The sequence below is a fragment of the Arthrobacter sp. zg-Y919 genome, from assembly GCF_030142045.1.
GTDB lineage: Bacteria > Actinomycetota > Actinomycetes > Actinomycetales > Micrococcaceae > Arthrobacter_B.
On sequence record NZ_CP126242.1, the window covers coordinates 2,266,756 to 2,280,540 of the forward strand.

The window sequence follows — 13,785 nt, forward strand, 5'->3', positions numbered from 1 at the left end:
GGACGGCGGAGTTCCGCTTCCCGGGTTACGTGAAAGGAACGCATTCGATGCGTAAAGCACTGACCCTCGTTGCCACCGGAGTGGCCACGGCTCTGGCGCTGACGGCTTGCGGAGGATCTGATTCCTCTTCCAGCGCCGTGGAGAGCCTTGACCCTGCCAACCCGGTAACCCTGACCGTGGGCGCCAGCCCGGCACCGCACGCCCGGATCCTCGAGTTTGTCCGGGACAACCTCGCGGAAGACTCCGGCCTGGAGCTGGAAATCCAGGAGTTCGACGACTACATCACGCCGAACATCTCCCTGAACGACGGCGACAGCGACGTCAACTACTACCAGCACCTGCCCTACCTGGAATCCCAGATGGAAAGCCAGGGCTACGAGTTCGAGCACGGCGCCGGCATCCATGTGGAGCCGTACGCCGCGTTCTCCGAGAAGCACGACGACGTCTCGTCCATCAAGGAAGGCGCCCGGGTTATGGTCACCAACGACCCCTCGAACCAGGCCCGCGCCCTGAAGCTGCTGGAAGAAGCCGGTCTCGTGAAGGACATCCCCGAGGACGCCTCGGTGCTGACCCTGACCGACGAGCAGAACTTCATGGACCTGGACTTCCAGGAAAACCAGCCCGAGCTGCTCGTTAATGACCTCAAGGATCCCACCGTGGACCTGGCCATCATCAACGGCAACTACATCCTCGAAGCCGGGCTCAGCACCGACGACGCCCTGCAGGTGGAATCCGTCGAAGACAACCCGTATGCCAACTTCCTGGTGTGGAAGGCCGGCAGCAAGGACGCACGGATCGACAAGCTCGAAGAACTGCTCCACTCCCCCGAGACCAAGGCCTTCATCGAAGAGACCTGGCCGAACGGTGACGTGACGGCTGCTTTCTAGGCAGAGACACAAAAAAACCCCGCATCTCCCTCGAGGGAGATGCGGGGTTTTTGCTTGTCCCGGGCTGAGCCGTTACGGCTTCGCAGCTGCGGCGGCCGCCGCGGCTGCCGGCAGCGCGTCGTAGATCCGGTTCATCGCGGCGTCGTCGTGGGCGCCGGACAGGAACCAGGCCTCGAAGACCGACGGCGGCAGGTACACGCCGGCGTCGAGCATGGAGTGGAAGAACGGCCGGTAGCGGAACGCTTCCTGTGCCTGGGCCTGCTCGTAGTTGTGCACGCCGGTGGCGGAGGTGCCGAAAGCGACGCTGAAGAGGCTGCCGGCGCGCTGGATGCTGTGGTCGACGCCGGCCTTGTCCAGTTCGGCGGACACGGCGGCGGAGAGCTCCGCCGAGCGGGCATCCACCGTGGCGTAGACCTCGGCCGTGGCGGCCTTGAGCGTGGCGACCCCGGCTGCCATGGCGATCGGGTTACCCGAGAGGGTGCCGGCCTGGTAGACCGGGCCCAGCGGCGCGAGGTAGTCCATCACGTCGGCACGGCCGCCGAGGGCTGCGACGGGCATGCCGCCGCCGATGACCTTGCCGAAGGTGAACAGATCCGGCGTCCAGCCTTCCTTAGCGCCGGTCAGGCCCCAGTAGCCGCCCGGGCCGGTACGGAAGCCGGTGAGTACCTCATCGAGGATCAGCAGGGCACCGTGCGCCGAGGTGATCCGTGACAGTGCCGCGTTGAAGCCCTCTTCGGGGGTGACCACACCCATGTTGGCCGGAGCAGCTTCGGTGATGACCGCTGCGATGTTGGCGCCGTGCTCGGCGAAGGCCTTTTCGACGGCGGCAACGTCGTTGTACGGCAGCACCAGTGTTTCAGCGGCAGTGGCTTCGGTGACCCCGGCCGAGCCGGGCAGCGCCAGGGTGGCCAGGCCGGAACCGGCGGAAGCCAGCAGCCCGTCGAGGTGGCCGTGGTAGCAGCCTGCGAACTTGATGACCAGGTTCCGGCCGGTGAAGCCGCGGGCCAGCCGGATGGCGGTCATGGTGGCTTCGGTGCCGGTGGAGACCATGCGCAGGCGCTTGACGCCCGGCACCCGGTCCATCACCAGCTGCGCCAGCTCGGCTTCCGCCGGCGTGGACGCGCCGAAGGACAATCCATTGTCGACGGCGGCGTGCACCGCGGCCAGGACGTCCGGGTGGGAGTGGCCCACCAGGGCAGGGCCCCAGGAGCAGACGAGGTCCACATATTCGCGGCCCTCGGAGTCCGTGATGTACGGGCCCTTGGCGGACACCATGAAGCGCGGCGTACCGCCCACGGAGCCGAAGGCCCGGACCGGGGAGTTCACGCCTCCGGGCATCAGGGCCCGGGCGCGGTCAAACAGTTCTTCGGACGTCGAGACAGGTGAGGACATTACTTGCTTTCCTTCAGCCAGGCCGCCAGCTCGGTGGCCCAGTAGGTGAGAATCATATTGGCGCCGGCCCGCTTGATACCCAGCACGGACTCTTCGATGGCCCGGCGGCGGTCAATCCAGCCATTGGCGGCGGCAGCTTCAATCATCGCGTACTCGCCGGAGATCTGGTAAGCGCCCACCGGCACCGGCGACATGGCGGCGACGTCGGCCAGCACGTCGAGGTAGCTCATGGCCGGCTTGACCATCACCATGTCGGCGCCTTCCTCAAGGTCCAGTTCCACCTCGAGGATCGCTTCGCGGCGGTTGGAGGCGTCCATCTGGTAGGTCCGGCGGTCGCCCTTGAGCTGGGAGTCCACGGCTTCACGGAAGGGACCGTAGAACGCGGAAGCGTATTTCGCGGCGTAGGCGAACAGGGAAACATCGGTGTACCCGGCCTCGTCCAGTGCCTGCCGGATGACGGCGATCTGCCCGTCCATCATGCCTGACGGGCCCAGTACGTGGGCACCGGCGCGGGCCTGCTCCACGGCCATCCGGCCGTAGATCTCCAGGGTGGTGTCATTGTCCACGACACCGTTTTCGTCCAGCACACCGCAGTGGCCGTGGTCGGTGAACTCATCCAGGCAGACATCGCTCATGATGACCAGGTCGTCGCCGACCTCCTCGCGGACGGCCCGGATCCCTCGGTTGAGGATGCCGTTCGGGTCCGTGCCGGCGCTGCCGACGGCGTCGCGCTCGGCCGGGATGCCGAACAGCATGATCCCGCCGATGCCCAGTTCCACTGCTTCAGCGGCGGCCTTCTTCAGGGAGTCCAGGGTGTGCTGGACGACGCCGGGCATGGACGTGAGCGGGTTGGGCTCAGTGATGCCCTCACGGACGAAGACGGGAAGGATCAGCTCGGCGGGATCCAGCCGGAACTCCGCGGTCAGCCGCCGCATGGCGGGGGTGGTGCGCAGACGGCGGGGACGGTGCTGGGGGAAGCTCATGGAGATATTCTGCCTTCCGGTAAAAATGGGGAACTAGTTGGTAGGACCCGTAGACATAGCAACCGAGAGTGCCTGTGCTATTCCCGCCGGGGTTGGCTGCTTCGCCACGGCGTGCGGACCCACCCCCAGCTCGCGCATCCGTGCAGCTGTGCTCTCGCCGATGGCCACCAGGAGGGTTCCGTCCGGCACCGGCGCGCATCTGCGCACGAACCTGCGGGCGATGCTCGGTGAGGTCAGGACGACGGCGCGTTGCCCGGCAGGTGCCGCCGCGGCAAAGGCTTCCGGGTCCAGCATGCCTTCGCCGGTTGCCTCCGGTGTAAAGCGCACACCGGTGGCCGGATAGTCCACGGTGCAGTACGCGGTCACGGCACGGACGTCCCAGCCCAGGGAGGTTAAGGCCTCGTGCAGCGACGGGTCGGCAACATCGGCCTGCGGCAGCAGCACCCGCAGGTCGCCGCCTTCCGGGTCCGAGCCCAGCGGGTCCGGCCAGGATGCCGCGAGGCCGCGGGCGGACTGGTCAGTGTCTGGAAGGAAGTCAATGTCGAAGCCGACCTCCTCCAGCGCCTGCCGGGTTCCGGCGCCGACGGCGGCGATGCGGGTATCCGGAGGCACGACGGCGTCCGGGCGGATGCCCAGGGCGGCGCACCGGCGGGTCACGGCCCGGACCGTGGTCACGCTGGTGAAGACCACCCAGGCGAACCGGCCTGCCTTGAGCGAATTCAGGGCACGGTCCAGCAGGTCGGTGTCTGTGGGGTACTGGAAATCGATCAGTGGCATAAGCGCCACCGACGCGCCGCAGTCCTGCAGCTCCCGGACCATGGCCGAGGCCCGGTCCGGGGTGCGCGGCAGGACGACGAACAGTCCGGCAAGGTCCGGACCGTTTTGACTGGCCGCCATGTCAGCAGCTCCGGAGGTGGCGCATCAGCTGGCGGGGAGGTCCGTGAGCTGGGCGGCACCGGCCGCGAGCAGCTCCTCGGCGATCTGTACACCCAGTGCGCGGGCGGCGTCTTCGGTGAGCTCGGCGGTGACGGCCGAGCGGCGCATCAGGCGTGTGCCGTCGTCGCTGCAGACCACGGCCTGCAGGGTGATGCCGTCGGCGTCCACGCGGGCCAGTGCACCTACCGGAGCCGTGCAGCCGGCTTCCAGCCGGCCGAGCATGGCCCGTTCGGCAGCCACGGTCAGGCGGCTGTCGAAGTGGTCGTACGCGGCAAGCGCCTTGCCGAGGTCTCCTTCGGCGGCGTCGGCAGCACGGCATTCCACTGCCAGGGCGCCCTGGCCGGGGGCCGGGAGCATAACGTCGGGGTCAATGAACTCGCTGACCATGTTCAGCCGTCCCAGCCGGGCCAGTCCGGCAGCGGCGAGCACCACGGCGTCAAGGTCCCCGGGAGCGCCTTCCACCAGTCCGGCCACGCGGCCGAGGCGGGTGTCAACGTTGCCGCGGATGTCCACAATCTCGAGGTCGGGACGGGCGGCGCGCAGCTGGGCTGCCCGGCGCGGCGAGCCGGTACCGATCTTCGCTCCGGCCGGAAGTCCGGCCAGGGTGAGGCCGTCGCGGGCACACAGGACGTCGCGGACGTCCACGCGTTCCGGAATGGCACCGAGGGCCAGGCCTTCGGCCGGTGAGGTGGGGAGGTCCTTGAGCGAGTGCACCGCAACGTCGCAGTCTCCGCGCAGCAGCGATTCGCGCAGCGCGGCGACGAAGACGCCGGTGCCGCCGATCTGCGACAGCGCGGCCCGGTTGATGTCGCCCTCGGTGCGGACGCGCACCAGTTCGACGTCGAACCCGCCCAGGCTGGACAGTGCTTCGGACACGGTGGTGGTCTGCGTGACGGCCAGGGCGCTGCCGCGGGTGCCGATCAGGACGGGCGAATCCGCCACTATTCGACGCCCACAGTGGAATCGGCGCCGGCAATAGTCGGCTTCTCGCCGCGCAGGTTCGCGCAGCAGCCGGGGCGGCAGACGTCGTACCACGGGCCGAGGTCGGTCATGGCGGGGCGGATGGCGATGTTGTTCTCCAGGGTGCGTTCCTGCAGCAGGTCCACCAGGCCGGACACGAAGGTCTCATGGATGCCCGGTGTCGGGGTCCGGTCTGCGGCCAGGCCCAGCTCCCTGCAGGTATCCATGGCCTCGGTGTCGAGGTCCCAGAGGACTTCCATGTGGTCGCTGACGAAGCCCAGCGGCACAATCACCACGCCGTTGACGCCCTTGGCAGGCAGTTCGGCAATCGCGTCGTTGATGTCCGGTTCCAGCCAGGGGATGTGCGGGGCGCCGGAGCGGGACTGGTAGACCAGCTGCCAGTCCAGGCCTGCAGCCTCGGGGATCCGCTCCATGATGGCGCGGGCGTTGGCCAGGTGCTGGGCGACGTAGGCGCTGCCTTCTTCGAACTCCCGGTCGCGGGGACCGGAGGCTTCGGCGTCGGCGGTGGGGATCGAGTGGGTGGAGAAGAGGATCTCGATCTTCTCGTTTTCCACGCCCTTGGCGGCCAGCTGCGCGCGGACCTTGGCCACGGACTCGCGGACGCCTTCGACGAAGGGCTCCACGAAGCCGGGGTGGTCAAAGTACTGGCGGACCTTGTCCACGTGCAGCTTCTTGTCCAGGCCGGTCTTGATCAGGTTCATGCCCAGGTCTTCGCGGTACTGGCGGCAGCTGGAGTAGGACGAGTAGACGCTGGTGGTGACCATGAGGATGCGGCGGTGACCGGCGTCGTAGGCCTCCTGCAGGACGTCCTTGATGTAGGGCGCCCAGTTCCGGTTGCCCCAGAGGACGGGGAGTTCGACGCCGCGGCGTGCCAGCTCCCCTTCCAGTGCCGCCTTCAGCGCACGGTTCTGCTCGTTGATGGGGCTGATGCCGCCGTTGGCCCGGTAGTGGGTGGCCACTTCCTCCAGCCGCTCGTCGGGGATGCCGCGGCCGGCGGTGACGTTGCGCAGGAAGGGAATGACGTCTTCCTGGCCTTCCGGGCCGCCGAAGGAAGCCAGCAGGATGGCGTCGTAATGCTTCGGGGCCATGCGGCCGTTTTCGTCGACACCCTCAAACGGGTCGAAAACGGGCTCGTTGGAAACAGCGGATGTCATTTGAGTACCTCGGCAACTTCGGCGGCCGGAATACGCCGGCCGGTATAGAACGGGACTTCTTCACGGACGTGGTTGCGGGCCTCGGTGGCGCGCAGGTGGCGCATCATGTCGACGAGGTCCACCAGGTTGGGGGCTTCAAGGCCCAGGATCCATTCCCAGTCACCGAGGGCGAAGGAAGCCACGGTGTTGGCCAGGACCTGGGGGAATTCTCGGCCGAGCATGCCGTGGTCGCGCAGCATCTTGCCACGTTCCTCGGCGGGCAGCTGGTACCACTCGTAGGAGCGGACAAACGGGTAGACGCAGATCCAGGTCTCGGGGTCGATGCCCCGGGCGAAGGACGGCCAGTGGTTCTTGGAGAACTCCGCGTCGCGGTGAACGCCCATGGCGGACCAGGCGATCTCGGTGCCGGCAAACAGCTCGGACCGGCGGATCTGCCGCAGGGCCGCCTGCAGCGCTTCCGGCGCGCTGCCGTGCAGCCACACCATCACGTCGGCATCCACGCGCATGGCGGAGACGTCGTAAAGCCCGCGGAGCGTGACGTTGCTGGCTGCCAGGTCCTTGGTTAGTGTTTCGAAGGCATCAACTGCACCGTTCGAGACGGGCGCTTTCGGCATGGAGGACCGCTTGAAAACGGTCCAGAGGGTAAAGAACTGTTCGTCGTTGCCGGCCGTTCCGGCGGCACTGCGGTCCATCGTCTCACTCATGTTTAACAGTCTGCCCTTTGCATATAGGTAAGTCGAAACACCGCACTTCTACAAAGTGTAGAAAGTGCGGAACATCACAGGATCGCGTTGGTTAGCCCTGCCATGCGCGTGCGGGTGTCCGCGGTGACAGCTGCCAGCCCGGTACCGGCCAGCCAGGCGCCGACCGCTTCCAGTCCATGCGCTTCAGCCACGGCCGCGCGGACGGCGCCCACCCGGTCCTTATGTCCGACGGCGGCAGAGGGCAAAGCGCCCACCCAGCGGACAACGTCCCAGCCCACGACGTCGTCGGCCTTGATGTCCACCTGCAGCAGGCCGGACGCGTCGGCCACTGCCTGCCGGAACAGGTCGTCATCGGCGCGGTCCACGTGCGCGGGCTGCGCGGCGGACTCCTCCGCCGACAGGGCCCGCCCGTAGGACAGTCGGAGCACATGGGTTCCGGGCCCGGTGGAATCCGCGAGCCACTGCCATTTGGCGGTGGCATGCGTCAGCGCCTTGGCATCGATGCCCTCCACTTCCCGGGCCACCAGGACCCCGGTGCCGCGCGGCATGGCATCCAGCTCAGGCAGGTCCACCACCAGGGTGACCAGGGCAACGCCCGGACCCGGCTGCGGCCGGTACGCCGAAACCTCGGGCAGGGCGGTACTGATGAGATCCACGGCGGCCGGCCCCTCGGCGGCAACCACCACGGCGTCCGCCGCCAGCTCTTCCCCGTCACTGCAACGGATCCGCCACTGTTGCCCGTCACGGGACAGGGCTTCGGCCCGTACCCCGGTACGCAGGAGTGCTCCGGAGGTTTCCAGGTCGGCGACCAGCGCCTCGGTCAGCCTGCCCATTCCACCGTCCAGCCCGGCCACGGCCGACCCGGCAGGGGCCGCAGACCGCAGGGCGCCTACTGCAGCGGCAAGGGAACCGTGCCGTCCCACGGCGTCGCGCAGACCCGGGGCCACCGAATCGACGTCGAGCACGTCGGGGTCGGCCGAATAGACGCCGCCGACCACCGGGGTGACGAGCCGGCGGAGCACCGCCTCCCCCATCCGGGTCCGCACCAGCTCACCCAGGCTCATGGATCCGCGGCGGTTCAGGGAACCCACCGGAAGGACCTTGTCCATGGCTGCCCGTGCCGCTCCGGCGCGTCCCAGGGCGCGGACGATATCCGGGTGCCGCGGGTCGGCGGGGATTCCGAGCAGGCCGCTGCTGGGCATCCGCTGCGCACCCGACGGCAGGTCGTCCGCTGCCAGCTGCAGCCACGAACCGGCCGGGTTGGGCGGGACCACATCCGCTGCCAGGCCGAGCTCCGCAATCAGGTCCGGCACGGCCGGTGACCGCGTGGCAAAGGATTCGGCACCGCTGTCCAGGACAACACCGGCCACCTTATGCCGGCCGACGCAGCCGCCGAACCGCTCCGCCGCTTCCAGTACCGTGACCCGGATGCCGGCGCGCTGCAGGTCCCTGGCCGCGATCAGGCCGGAGACGCCGCCGCCAACGACGACGGCACTGGGACCGGCGGGCGCAGCAGCTGAATGCTGTGTACCGGTTTTACCGGACGGCTTGTCCGCTTTGGCGGGTTTTTCCGGTTTAGCGGGTTTTTCCGGTTTAGCGGTTTTTTCCGGCTTAGCCGGCTTTTCCGCTTTGGCGGTTTTTTCCGGCTTCGGGAGGAAACGGCCTGGCATGGTTACGGCTCCACGGAGTGAATAAGTTCAACCACCCGCGTCAGGACACTGGCGTCGGTTTCCGGCGGCACCCCATGGCCCAGGTTCACCACATGGCCGGGGGCGGCTGCGCCGGCGGCGAGGACCTCACGGACGTGGGCTTCCAGGACGTCCCACGGTGCGCTGAGCAGCGCCGGATCGATGTTGCCCTGCAGCGGCGTCGTACCGCCGAGGCGGCGGTTGGCCTCATCAAGGGGCAGGCGGTAGTCCACGCCGACAACGTCCACACCGACGTCGCGCATGGCCACCAGCAGCTCGGAGGTGCCGGTGCCGAAATGCACCAGCGGCGCGCCAAGGCCGCGGACGTGGTCCAGGGCACGGGAGGAGGCAGGTGCCACGTGCTTGACGTAGTCGGCCAGGCCCAGGGAGCCGGCCCAGGAATCGAAGAGCTGCCCGGCGCTGGCGCCCGCTTCCAGCTGCGCACGCAGGAACATGCCGGAGGCATCCGCGGCCCAGGCGGTCAGTGCCTGCCACGCATCCGGATCCGCGTGCATCATGGTGCGGGGGCCGAGGTGGTCACGGGAGGGTTTGCCCTCCACCATGTAGGCCGCCAACGTGAATGGCGCACCGGCGAAGCCGATCAGCGGCTTGGAGCCGAGCTCGGCCACGGTCAGCCGGACCGCTTCACGGATGGGTTCCAGCGCTTCTTCGGTCAGCCGCGGCAGGGCGGCGACGTCGGCGGCGGTCCGCACCGGGCTGCCCAGTACGGGCCCGACGCCGGGAACAATATCCACGTCCACACCCGCAAGTTTCAGTGGAATGACAATGTCGGAGAAGAAGATGCCGGCATCCACGTCGTGGCGGCGCACGGGCTGCAGGGTAATCTCCGCCGCCAGTTCCGGGCGGAGGCAGGATTCGAGCATGCCGATCCCCTGCCGGGCCTTGAGGTACTCGGGCAGGGACCGGCCCGCCTGGCGCATGAACCATACCGGGCGGCGGGTGGGGGTGCCGCCCCGGTACGCGGTGATGAGGGGCGAATCGGCCGTGCGGCCATCCAGCAGCGGGTGAGTGGCGCTAAGAGTCATACCTTGATTCTCTCCAAAATCCCGGGCAATCGATAACCGGCGCCTTTTCGGCTGCCGCGGTGGCGCTTCTCACAGCTTTAAAGAGGTAATTCCGGCCGGGCCGATTGAAGGTATCCTCCCGGGCGTGGCTACTATTGACCTACTGTGGTTCTACTTTCCCTCATTGCTACGCACACCGACGTAGACCTGGAGACTGTCGCCCGGCTGAGCGCCGGCGCATCCGAGGTCTCGTCTTCGCTGGTCGATTCCGGAACCGCCGTCTCCGGCTCCGTGGTCCTCGCTACCTGCAACCGGCTGGAGGTGTATTGCGAAACCCCCTCTGATGCCGATATTGAAGCCGCGCGTTCCGCCGTTGTCGCGGAGATCAGCCGGCACTCCGGCATGAGCGAGGAGCAGGTGTCCCGCTCCTTTGCCACCAACACCGGTGAATCCGTTCCCCAGCACCTGTTTGCCGTCGGCGCCGGACTGGATTCGGCCGTGGTGGGCGAACGGGAAATTGCGGGCCAGGTACGCCGGGCCCTAATCGAAGCCCAGGAAAGCGGAACCGCCAGCGGCGGCCTCACCCGCTTATTCCAAACTGCATCCCGCACCGCCAAGGACGTCGGTGCCCTCACAGCCCTCGGTAAACGGGGGCTTTCCATTGTGTCGGTTGCCCTGGGCCTGGCAACGGATCTGTCCGAAGCCCGGGACTGGTCCCGGAAGTCGGTAGTGGTTTTCGGCACCGGCGCCTACGCCGGTGCCACCATGGCCCTGCTCAAGGAGCGCGGCTGCACCGACATCAGCGTCTATTCGTCCTCGAACCGGGCCGGGTCCTTCACTGCCTCACGCGGCGGGACACCCTTGACCCGTGAGTCCCTGCCCGCCGCCCTGAAGCGGGCCGACGTCGTCATCGGCTGCAGCGGCAGCGACAGCCAGGTCAGCGCCGAAGATGTCCGCCGCGTCCGCGAGGCCGCCGGCAAGCCGCTGATCATCATCGACCTTGCCCTGACGCATGACTTCGATCCGGAGGTCCGGGAAATCGACGGCGTCGAGCTGATCACCCTCGAGTCTGTCCGCCTGGCCGCACCGGCCGAGCAGGCCGAGTCGCTGAAGCAGGCGAGCACCATCGTGGCCGACGCCGCCCGGAACTTCTCCAAGCAGCAGCTCAGCCGCGAGATGGATTCCGCCATCGTCGCCCTGCGCCGGCACACCCTGGATGTCCTGGAATCGGAGCTGGACAAGGTCCGTGCCCAGCACGGCTGTACCGGTGCCGCCCAGGAAGTGGAGTTCGCCATGCGCCGGATGGTTAAGCAGCTGCTCCATGTCCCCACCGTGCGCGCCCGCGAGCTGGCCGCCAGCGGCCAGCAGGAAGAATACATCCGGGGCCTGGAGGCCCTGTACGGCATCACCGTGGAGCGCGGCGAGGCCGCCCCCGTCAAGGACGGCGGCCCCACCCCCGGTGAGGACGACGCCGAGCCGAAGTCCGCGTAGGGGCTTACGCGCAGGCAGCTCAGTAGAGCGGCTTCTCCGGTTCCACCCGGCGTACCCATTCCAGGATTCCGCCGGTGACGTTGTAAACCTGCGGATAGCCGGCACGGCGCAGATAGGCGGCGACCTCCGCCGACCGCACGCCCGATTTGCAGTGCACATACACGGGCCGGTCCCGGTCAGGCCGGAACTCCCCCGCCAGGACTGAAGCGCGCGGGGCCAGCCGGGCGCCGTCGATACGCACAATCTCGTATTCGCCCGGTTCGCGGACGTCCAGCAGGTCGAATTCCCGTGCTCCGGCGGCGCGTTCGGCCAGGAGGTCCCGCAGCTCTGCCACGTCCACTTCCGCTCCTGCCGGTGCAGGTTCAGCCGGGGTCAGGCCGCAGAAGGCCTGGTAGTCGCTCAACTCCGTCACCGGAACAGCGTCCGGATCCCGCCGGACCCGAAGTTCCCGCCAGCTCATTTCCAGGGCGTTGAAGACCAGGACCCGGCCCAGCAGGGTGCGGCCTGTCCCGGTAATGAGCTTGATGGCCTCATTGACCATGACCGAACCGATCTGCCCGCAGAGCACACCCAGCACACCGCCCTCCGCGCAGGAAGGCACCGATCCGGCCGGAGGCGCCTGCGGGAAGAGATCCCGGTAGGTGGGTCCGTGTTTGCCCCAGAACACGCTGACCTGCCCGTCGTAGCGGAGGATCGAGCCCCACACGTACGGCTTGCCCAGAATTTCCGCGGCGTCGTTCACCATGTAGCGGGTGGCGAAATTGTCGGTGCCGTCCACAATCAGGTCATATCCGGCGAAGATCTCCAAGACGTTGGAGTTGTCCAGCCGCTCCCGGTGCAGGACCACCTCGACATGCGGATTCAGTTCCGCCACGGACCGGGCCGCGGACTCGGCCTTCGGCGTGCCGACGTCGGATACCCCGTGAATCACCTGGCGCTGCAGGTTGGAGACGTCCACGACGTCGTCGTCCACAATTCCCAGCGTGCCCACTCCCGCGGCCGCCAGGTACAGCAGCGCCGGAGATCCGAGCCCGCCGGCTCCTACAACCAGCACGCGGGCATTCTTCAGCCGCCGCTGGGCGGTGGACCCGAAGCCGGGAATGATCAGGTGCCGGGAGTAGCGTTCGGTTTCCTCGCGGGTAAGTTCAGGACCGGGCGCCACCAACGCAGGTAGTTCCCCTCCGGATACGGGTGCGCTTGCTAAGGTCATGAAGTCCAATCTAAGCCACGGGTATGGCGGCGGACCTATCGGATCGAATACCCGCAGGTAAACTAAGGGTCATTGTCCGTGCAGCTCAAGCGCTCCGGAACTGTTGAGAGGTCCACCAGTGAGTAACCAGGCAGCCGGCAAACCGGTTCGACTCCCGCGGGAGGAACGCCGCCGGCAGCTGCTCAGCGCAGCGCAGGAGGTCTTTGTCAGCAACGGTTTCCATGGTGCGGCGATGGACGAGATCGCCGAAGCGGCCCACGTCAGCAAGCCCGTGCTGTACCAGCACTTCCCCGGCAAGCGGGAGCTGTACATGGCCCTGCTGGACAACCACCTGAACACCCTGACGGAGTTTCTGGGGACCGCGCTGAAGTCCACCACGGACAACAAGCTCCGCGTCCGCGAAACCATGCGTGCCTATTTCCGTTTCGTGGCGCAGGACAGCCAGGGGCACCGGATGGTTTTCGAATCCGATCTCACCAGCGACGCCGAGGTCAGTGCCCGCATTGAGGAATTCAATGCCCGCTTCGCCAACAGCATTGCCGGCGTCATTGCCGAAGACACCAAACTTTCCCACCATGAGGCCACCCTGCTGGGCCGGGCCCTCGCCGGAATGGCCCAGGTCAGTGCCCGCTACTGGCTGGAAACCGACGGTGACCTGGACATCGATGCGGCAAGCGAGCTGGTCTACCGTTTAGCTTGGCGCGGAATCAGCCGGTTCCCTAAGGAAATCTAGAGTAGATTTTTCGATAAGTTCGAAATCGTTAACAGGAGGCACCACGGTGGAAGTAAAAATCGGCATTCAGAATGTAGCCCGCGAGATTGTCTTCGAGTCCGGCCAGAGCGCCGATGAGGTTGCCGATGCGGTGGAGCAGTCCCTCGCCAGCGGCGCCCTGCTGCGGCTGAAGGACATCAAGGGCCGGCTGATCGTCGTTCCCGGTGCCTCCATCGGCTATGTCGAAATCGGTGCCGAGGAAGTCCGCCGGGTCGGCTTCGGGGCCCTCTAGAGCGCATGCTCAGCCTGATCCTGGTTACGTTGACCGCCGTCGCCGCGGGTTTCGCGGTCTGGGCCGCAGACCGCCATCGGGACCGGTACGGTGCCCTGCTGCTCCCCGGCATCTCGGTGGGCGCTGCGGTCCTCACCTGGACGGCACTCCAGGCCGCCGGAGCCGCTTCCTTTGAATCGGACTGGATCGGCTGGGTCATCCCCGCGGCGGTGGCCATCCTGGCGCCGCTGGTGGCGGTTGTGCCGATCGGGAACAGCCGGGCCAAGGCCGACACGGCGGAGTCTGAGCGCATTCTGCGGATGTGATCCGGAAGGGCGCCCGGCAACTGGA

The 13,785-nt window shown here is 67.4% G+C and carries 14 protein-coding genes; 5 read left to right on the plus strand and 9 right to left on the minus strand.

Annotated features, from left to right (window positions below; translation table 11 throughout):
• The first annotated feature begins 47 nt into the window (after positions 1–47).
• Positions 48–887, plus strand: a complete 840-nt coding sequence (locus QNO10_RS10590) for a MetQ/NlpA family ABC transporter substrate-binding protein (RefSeq protein WP_229950358.1) — start codon at positions 48–50, stop codon at positions 885–887.
• Between the two features lie 72 nt (positions 888–959).
• Here QNO10_RS10590 and hemL read toward each other — a convergent pair whose 3' ends face one another.
• The 8 genes from hemL to hemE all read right to left on the minus strand — a co-directional run bounded on the left by hemL (position 960) and on the right by hemE (position 9,771).
• Positions 960–2,279, minus strand: a complete 1,320-nt coding sequence (hemL, locus tag QNO10_RS10595; RefSeq protein WP_229950355.1) for a glutamate-1-semialdehyde 2,1-aminomutase — start codon at positions 2,277–2,279, stop codon at positions 960–962.
• Positions 2,279–3,262, minus strand: coding sequence for a porphobilinogen synthase (gene hemB, locus QNO10_RS10600; RefSeq protein WP_229950353.1), 984 nt, complete (start codon positions 3,260–3,262; stop codon positions 2,279–2,281). Before hemB ends, hemL begins: the two co-directional genes overlap by 1 nt.
• Positions 3,263–3,295: 33 nt before the next feature.
• Positions 3,296–4,159: a uroporphyrinogen-III synthase gene (locus QNO10_RS10605; protein WP_229950351.1), complete on the minus strand. Its 864-nt coding sequence runs from the start codon at positions 4,157–4,159 to the stop codon at positions 3,296–3,298.
• A 24-nt stretch (positions 4,160–4,183) separates the two neighbouring features.
• Complete coding sequence (hemC, locus tag QNO10_RS10610) at positions 4,184–5,140, minus strand: hydroxymethylbilane synthase (RefSeq protein ID WP_229950349.1); 957 nt, start codon at positions 5,138–5,140, stop codon at positions 4,184–4,186.
• Positions 5,140–6,333: a ferrochelatase gene (locus QNO10_RS10615; protein WP_229950347.1), complete on the minus strand. Its 1,194-nt coding sequence runs from the start codon at positions 6,331–6,333 to the stop codon at positions 5,140–5,142. Before QNO10_RS10615 ends, hemC begins: the two co-directional genes overlap by 1 nt.
• On the minus strand, positions 6,330–7,037 hold the full coding sequence (hemQ, locus tag QNO10_RS10620; protein ID WP_227918413.1) for a hydrogen peroxide-dependent heme synthase: 708 nt from the start codon (positions 7,035–7,037) through the stop codon (positions 6,330–6,332). Before hemQ ends, QNO10_RS10615 begins: the two co-directional genes overlap by 4 nt.
• 74 nt (positions 7,038–7,111) lie before the next feature.
• Positions 7,112–8,707: a protoporphyrinogen oxidase gene (gene hemG, locus QNO10_RS10625; RefSeq protein ID WP_229950345.1), complete on the minus strand. Its 1,596-nt coding sequence runs from the start codon at positions 8,705–8,707 to the stop codon at positions 7,112–7,114.
• A 2-nt stretch (positions 8,708–8,709) separates the two neighbouring features.
• On the minus strand, positions 8,710–9,771 hold the full coding sequence (gene hemE / locus QNO10_RS10630; protein WP_229950343.1) for a uroporphyrinogen decarboxylase: 1,062 nt from the start codon (positions 9,769–9,771) through the stop codon (positions 8,710–8,712).
• Positions 9,772–9,915: 144 nt separating this feature from the next.
• Here hemE and QNO10_RS10635 point away from each other — a divergent pair, with 144 nt between their 5' ends.
• Entirely contained in the window at positions 9,916–11,241 is a 1,326-nt protein-coding gene (locus tag QNO10_RS10635; RefSeq protein ID WP_229950341.1) for a glutamyl-tRNA reductase, read from the plus strand.
• Between the two features lie 19 nt (positions 11,242–11,260).
• On the opposite strand, the gene moeB is transcribed toward QNO10_RS10635, so the two are convergent.
• A complete protein-coding gene (gene moeB, locus QNO10_RS10640) occupies positions 11,261–12,451 on the minus strand; it encodes a molybdopterin-synthase adenylyltransferase MoeB (RefSeq protein WP_229950340.1) in 1,191 nt (396 codons plus the stop codon).
• Between the two features lie 118 nt (positions 12,452–12,569).
• Here moeB and QNO10_RS10645 point away from each other — a divergent pair, with 118 nt between their 5' ends.
• Genes QNO10_RS10645 through QNO10_RS10655 form a run of 3 tightly spaced genes read left to right on the plus strand, consistent with a single transcriptional unit; the run spans position 12,570 to position 13,760 of the window.
• Positions 12,570–13,184 carry a TetR/AcrR family transcriptional regulator gene (locus QNO10_RS10645; RefSeq protein WP_229950339.1) on the plus strand — a complete coding sequence of 205 codons (615 nt, stop codon included), beginning with the start codon at positions 12,570–12,572 and terminating at the stop codon, positions 13,182–13,184.
• 46 nt (positions 13,185–13,230) lie between these two features.
• A complete protein-coding gene (locus QNO10_RS10650; RefSeq protein WP_229950337.1) occupies positions 13,231–13,455 on the plus strand; it encodes a DUF3107 domain-containing protein in 225 nt (74 codons plus the stop codon).
• A gap of 5 nt (positions 13,456–13,460) precedes the next feature.
• Complete coding sequence (locus QNO10_RS10655; RefSeq protein ID WP_229950336.1) at positions 13,461–13,760, plus strand: poly-gamma-glutamate biosynthesis protein PgsC/CapC; 300 nt, start codon at positions 13,461–13,463, stop codon at positions 13,758–13,760.
• Positions 13,761–13,785 lie beyond the last annotated feature (25 nt).

What these genes read in the sequence shown, in the direction of transcription:
- QNO10_RS10590 (WP_229950358.1), top strand. Translation starts at nt 48, where the DNA reads ATGCGTAAAGCACTGACCCTCGTTGCCACCGGAGTGGCCACGGCTCTG.
- hemL (WP_229950355.1), bottom strand. Translation starts at nt 2,279, where the DNA reads ATGTCCTCACCTGTCTCGACGTCCGAAGAACTGTTTGACCGCGCCCGG.
- hemB (WP_229950353.1), bottom strand. Translation starts at nt 3,262, where the DNA reads ATGAGCTTCCCCCAGCACCGTCCCCGCCGTCTGCGCACCACCCCCGCC.
- QNO10_RS10605 (WP_229950351.1), bottom strand. Translation starts at nt 4,159, where the DNA reads ATGGCGGCCAGTCAAAACGGTCCGGACCTTGCCGGACTGTTCGTCGTC.
- QNO10_RS10615 (WP_229950347.1), bottom strand. Translation starts at nt 6,333, where the DNA reads ATGACATCCGCTGTTTCCAACGAGCCCGTTTTCGACCCGTTTGAGGGT.
- hemQ (WP_227918413.1), bottom strand. Translation starts at nt 7,037, where the DNA reads ATGAGTGAGACGATGGACCGCAGTGCCGCCGGAACGGCCGGCAACGAC.
- hemG (WP_229950345.1), bottom strand. Translation starts at nt 8,707, where the DNA reads ATGCCAGGCCGTTTCCTCCCGAAGCCGGAAAAAACCGCCAAAGCGGAA.
- hemE (WP_229950343.1), bottom strand. Translation starts at nt 9,771, where the DNA reads ATGACTCTTAGCGCCACTCACCCGCTGCTGGATGGCCGCACGGCCGAT.
- moeB (WP_229950340.1), bottom strand. Translation starts at nt 12,451, where the DNA reads ATGACCTTAGCAAGCGCACCCGTATCCGGAGGGGAACTACCTGCGTTG.
- QNO10_RS10655 (WP_229950336.1), top strand. Translation starts at nt 13,461, where the DNA reads ATGCTCAGCCTGATCCTGGTTACGTTGACCGCCGTCGCCGCGGGTTTC.